The sequence below is a fragment of the Acinetobacter lactucae genome (genome assembly GCF_013344765.1).
GTDB lineage: Bacteria > Pseudomonadota > Gammaproteobacteria > Pseudomonadales > Moraxellaceae > Acinetobacter > Acinetobacter lactucae_A.
The window spans coordinates 1-5,711 of sequence record NZ_JABVBF010000199.1; the positions used below are offsets into that span (position 1 = coordinate 1).

Here is a 5,711-nt window from a genome sequence, read left to right on the forward strand (position 1 = left end):
CATGAAATAGCGACAGGTTTTTCTTCTAACTTTTTCTTAACAATCGCATAGCTTATACCTGTAACGATACTACCCGCAGCAATTGCAGCAAGATATAACCAAGCATGATTAATTGCATTAGGAATTAAAAGAACAAATACACCGCCGTGAGGAGTGACCAATTCGCAATGGAAGAGGGCAACAAGTGCTCCAGTCACAGCTCCACCTAAAATACATGTCGGGATTACACGCATTGGGTCTTTAGCTGCAAAGGGAATAGCACCTTCAGAAATAAAACATAAACCTAATACAAAAGCTGCTTTTCCAGCATCTCTCTCTCCTGTACTAAATTTACTTTTAGCAATGAAAGTAGCAATAGCCATACCAAGAGCAGGGATCATACCACCCGCCATTGTGGCTGCCATAGGCATATAAGTATTTGTTGTCAGTAATCCGACAGTAAAAGCGTAGGCTGCTTTATTGATTGGACCACCCAAATCAATACACATCATGCTTGCTAATATAATTCCCATTAACACAGCATTTGTTGTACCCATGTTATTTAAGAAGTCTTTCATTAGCTCAAAAACATGTGCTACAGGTTGCCCAACCACATAGAACATAATCAGGCCAACAAATAACGTACCTAATAGAGGGATAATTAAAATCGGTTTAAGTGCCTCTAAACTTGTAGGGAGTTTAAGTTTTTTAGCAATAAATAGTGCGATATAACCTGCGAGGAAACCTGAAACAATACCGCCTAAAAAACCTGCTTGTAGCTGAGATGCGAGTAAGCCTCCAATCAAACCAGGTGCAAGGCCAGGACGGTCAGCAATCGAGTAGGCAATATAACCAGATAACATTGGAACCATCAGCATAAATGCGGCGGCCCCAATTTGTTTTAATATGGCTGGTAAGCTACCTGCTTGCTCAGCTGCATTGAGACCAAAGCATAAAGAGAGGGCGATTAAAAGACCTCCAGCAACTACCATAGGCAGCATAAAAGAAACACCAGTTAAGAGATGTTTATATATGCCAACTTTTTCAGTTTTATCTTTGTTTTCTGCAGATGTTTGTTGCTTACCTTGCTCTAAAACTTGTGCATTGCTGATTGCCTCAGCAAAGGCTTTATCTGTTTGCTTTAGTGCAAAACCTGTACTACATCGATAAACACGTTTACCTACAAAACGGTCTGTATTAACTTCAATGTCAGTCGCAAGAATCACAATGTCCGCTTTAGCAATAGCTTGAGCTGATAAAATATTTTTTGCACCAACGGAACCTTGTGTTTCTACTTCAATCTCATACCCAAGCTTTTCTGCACCTTGTTGTAAAGCTTCAGCAGCCATAAAAGTATGTGCAACACCAGTAGGACATGCAGTGATTGCTACAAACTTTTTAGCAGTAGTTGCCGCCACGCTGTTATCATTTTGCCAGTCTTGGGCAAATTTAAAATTGTCTAATGCCGTTTGTAAAGCTGTGTGAGCATCATTTTTGATCTCTTCAATGCTAATGAAAGATAAAGGATGTGTACCGAAAATATGAAGATCTTTCGGACGTTGTCCCATAACAATCACTTGATCAAAGCTTTCATTCGGATCGAATTTATCGAGCGAAATAATGCTATTTTGATAACCTTGTTGGGAAGCGACTTGTGCAAGTTTGCGAGCTAAAATCAAAGCATTGACTTGCTGTTGCGGACTATTAATAACAAATAATAAACGTTTAGCAGTTGGCATCAGATTCACTCAATGAATTGATTGTAGTTTGGGCTTTTAACTGGTTTAGCTTTTCAGTATTAGGAATACGAAAGCCTATTTGTGTTACAGCGTGGCTTGCAATTGCTGTAGCAGTTTTTAATGTTTCTTCGGCAGAAAAATCATTTATTAAACCATGAATCATAGCTGCTAAAAGAGAGTCACCCGCACCAACCGTACTTTTAACTATCACTTTAGGGGCTGTAGCATGAAGTGGGTGAGTGTCGTGTAGCCAGTTTACACCGTCTTCACCCATTGAAATAACGACATGTTCAATTTTAGCTAACTTTTCAAAAAGCTTTTTTTGTTCAGCATAAGTTGTAGCAGGGAGCTGATAACTTTCTACTAACTCATCTGTATTTGGTTTAATCATCCATGGTTGGCATTCAATGGCAGCAACCAAAGCTTTACCGCTAGTATCAAGTGCAACTTTTTTCCCGTGGTCTTGAATGAGTTTAATAAGTTGTTGTAACTCATCAACACTAAAACCTTGTGGAAGGCTCCCGGCAATGGCAACTACATCTACTTGTGGCAAAATCATTTCGATTTTTTGAAAGAGGTTCTTTTTATCTAGTTCTGAAACTAAGAAACCTTTTCCATTTAAATCAGTCATCCGTCCGGAATCTTCAGCAATTTTTATATTTTGACGAGTTTCACCTTCAACATAAATAAATTCAGGTTGAAATTGAGCTTTTTTAAAATGCTCATCAAAAATCTGTTTGTTAGTTGTTCCTAAAAAACCAGAAACAATAACCTCATGCCCCAAATCTTTTAAAACTTGTGCAATATTTAACCCTTTGCCTGCTGCATGTATTTCTACAGATTCTTGACGATTCACTTGACCTATCTGTAACTCTTTGAGTTGTATAGTCACATCAATTGCAGGATTTAAAGTAATTGTTAAAACTTTAGCCATTACTGTTCCTAATTTTTACATTTCTTGTTCGGATAACTGACGTACAGCAGGGGCGCTATCACATTCTAGTGCACGCTTTGCAAGCACCTGAGCTTTGCTGTAGTTGAGTGTACGAATTTGAGCTTTCACTAAAGGAATACTATTTGGCGACATGCTGAGCTCATCTACACCTAAACCTACAAGGATTGGTACAGCTTTTGGATCAGCAGCGAGTTCACCGCATATGCCAACCCATTTGCCATGTTTGTGGGCAGCTTTTACAGTTTGATCAATCAATTGCAAAATACTTGGGTGTAGGCCATCTGCTTCAGCCGAGAGAATAGGGTGTCCACGGTCAATGGCTAAAGTATATTGAGTTAAGTCATTTGTTCCGATACTGAAAAAGTCCACTTCTTGCGCGAGGATAGGTGCAAGTAAAGCAGCAGAAGGAACTTCTATCATGATACCAATTTGTAAGTTGGTACATGGATATATTGCTTTTACTTCATCAAGAATGGCTTTGGCAGCACGCCATTCCTCTACACGGCCAATCATTGGAAACATGATTCTTAATGGGCGGTCATCCGCAGCTTTAAGCAATGCGATAAGTTGTTGACGCAACAGCTCTGGCTGTCTCAGCGTTAAACGAATGCCTCTTAATCCTAAAAATGGATTTTCTTCTTCAGCAATTGGAAGGTAAGGGAGTGGTTTGTCACCCCCTACATCTAGAGTACGTACTACAAGTGGTCGGCCTGCAAGAGCATCTAAGACAACGCGATAATCTGCTTCTTGGGTGGCTTCACTTGGAGCGCTACTATGAGCCATAAAAACAAGCTCTGTTCTAAGTAGGCCAATTGCTTCGGCACCACATTCTACTGCATGGGCGGTTGCTTGAACTTTTCCTAGATTGGCTGCAATTTCGATCTGGTGTTGATCTAGAGTAATCGCAGGCTCTTGGCTGTGACGCTCTGCCTCTTCACGAATTTTCTTCTGAAGCTCACGTTCTTGTTTGGCATGTTCGATTTGCTGAGTGTTAGGATTTAAGATAAAAGCTCCTGTATCTCCATTAATTAATAGAGAACTTTTTTGCTCAATATCTAGTACTTGTTCACCAGCACCGACAACTGCAGGAATGCCTAAAGCTCGAGCAACAATAGCACTATGTGCACTTGCACCGCCAACAGCTGTCAAAATACCCGCTACACGTTCTTTATTAAGACGGGCTACATCGCTTGGCCCTACGTCATACATGATCAAAATATAAGGCTCTTTAGGTTCCTCGATAATAACTTCACCACAAAGTTGAGCCAAAACGCGATCACCAATATCGCGTAAGTCTGTAGCACGCTCAGCCAATAGGCGATCCGGTAAAGCAGCTTGCTCTTTGGCTGCTGCTTCAATATGTTCATGCCAAGCAGCAGGAGCAGAAAGATTTAGATTAATCTTTTGATAAACACCATTAATAAGATCTGGGTCGTCAAGCATTTCCAAATGTGCTTGGAAAATTTGTTTAATTTCAGCAACTTCAGATTTTGCAATAACTTGGTGAATATTGTTTTTAACTGCGTGAAGAGCAATAACAAGTTTTTCTTTTTCTGCTTTAACGCTTAAACCCATACGTTCATATTGGTAAACCTTAGGTTTGATGACATGTACGGGGCCAAAAGCTAGACCACTAGAAGCTGGAATACCTGTATTTGTACTCAATGTTTTCGGCAGTGATTTTACTGTTTGAGACGGTTGAGGTTCTTGGGTATCTGAAAATTGAATAGGTTCAACTTCTTCTCCTAAGCCTTGTTGCACTGCTTGAATAACTTTATCTAAAGCTTGAACTGCATCCGTTTCTGGTTCGGCAATAAAACGTAGAGTTTGTCCACGTTTACATCCTAAAGCCAAGAGCCGCGTCAAACTTTTAGCAGAAACAAAATTTCCTTCATCTACTGCGACCTGAATATCACCTTGGAAACTTTTTGTTAAGTTCACCAAATGAGTTGCTGGCCGAGCATGTAATCCATGTGCATTAGCGAGTACAACAGAACGATGAGGCCAATCTGGAATAACATCTGCACCAATGATTTTAGCAATTTCATTTGGCGCCTGTGTTTGATCTAATTGTGCAACTTGCTCTGGATTAAATAGAATATCAATCAGTCTATTAAATCTCTGGCTATCTAATTGTTCATTGGCAGCGATACACACTAGCGTATTTAATTTTTTTTCACCTAGCTCTAAAGCATGACGAGGTTTTACAATACTGATTGCTGGTTGTTGAACAAACTTACTACTTGAAATAGACCAGATCTGATCTTGTAGTTGAATAACTTGATCAGGGTCAAGTGAGCTCAGAAAACCACACTTTACAAAATTGTGTTTTTTTAGAATCTGAGAGGCTGACCAAAATAAATCTTCAATATCTTGAGATTCGATTTCAGTTTGAATTAAATTTTCATGTAAATTTAAAGATAATGGTTGAGCTTGTAAGATTTCAATAATTTGCTCAGGTTGTGTCGCATTTTTTACCTGCTCACTTACATCGTGCATTAAAGCTCTGGTTAATATTTGTAGGACTTGTAAGTGTTCATCAGATTTTGCTGCAATAACAACAGCTAAATAAATTCTGTTTTCACCATCCCATATTATCCCTTCGGGAAAGTGAGCTAAACGGATACCTGTTTCTAAAATACATTCACGAGATTGGGGAGTCCCATGGGGGATTGCAATTCCTTGTCCCAAATACGTTGCACTTTGCTGTTCACGATTGATGAGTCCGGTAATGTAGTCAGGAGTAACCAACCCATCTTTTACCAATATATCTACTAGACACTGTAATGCATGTGTTTTATCAACAGCATGTTGATTCATATGAATATGTCGAGGCTCTAGTGCTAGCATATTTATCCTTGAACAATATCTTTGGTTTTAGCTAAAACAGAAAAAAAGAAGCTGTTTGTATTAAAACAGGTTAATTTCCCCATTTTTAAACAACAGCTTCAGACAAATTACCATAGCAGAACTTTAAAGCTAGATCGACGTATTTACGTAAAAAATGCTTGTTTTTAATACAAAGGATAATCCATTAT

At 39.1% G+C, this 5,711-nt stretch carries 3 protein-coding genes; all 3 read right to left on the reverse strand.

Annotated features, from left to right (window positions below):
- The coding region (locus HUN22_RS15210; protein WP_174731030.1) for a fructose-specific PTS transporter subunit EIIC at window positions 1-1,718 on the reverse strand (1,718 nt) is incomplete at its 3' end.
- Entirely contained in the window at window positions 1,705-2,652 is a 948-nt protein-coding gene (gene pfkB, locus HUN22_RS15215) for a 1-phosphofructokinase (protein WP_174731033.1), read from the reverse strand. The genes pfkB and HUN22_RS15210, both read right to left, overlap by 14 nt.
- Before the next feature lie 15 nt (window positions 2,653-2,667).
- The gene (gene ptsP, locus HUN22_RS15220) at window positions 2,668-5,523 is read right to left on the reverse strand and encodes a phosphoenolpyruvate--protein phosphotransferase (RefSeq protein ID WP_174731036.1); all 2,856 of its coding nucleotides are present in this window, start codon (window positions 5,521-5,523) and stop codon (window positions 2,668-2,670) included.
- Window positions 5,524-5,711: the final 188 nt, after the last annotated feature.

Bases quoted from the DNA above. Each gene is read 5' to 3' on its own strand.
- ptsP (WP_174731036.1), bottom strand. From the start codon at position 5,523: ATGCTAGCACTAGAGCCTCGACATATTCATATGAATCAACATGCTGTT.
- pfkB (WP_174731033.1), bottom strand. From the start codon at position 2,652: ATGGCTAAAGTTTTAACAATTACTTTAAATCCTGCAATTGATGTGACT.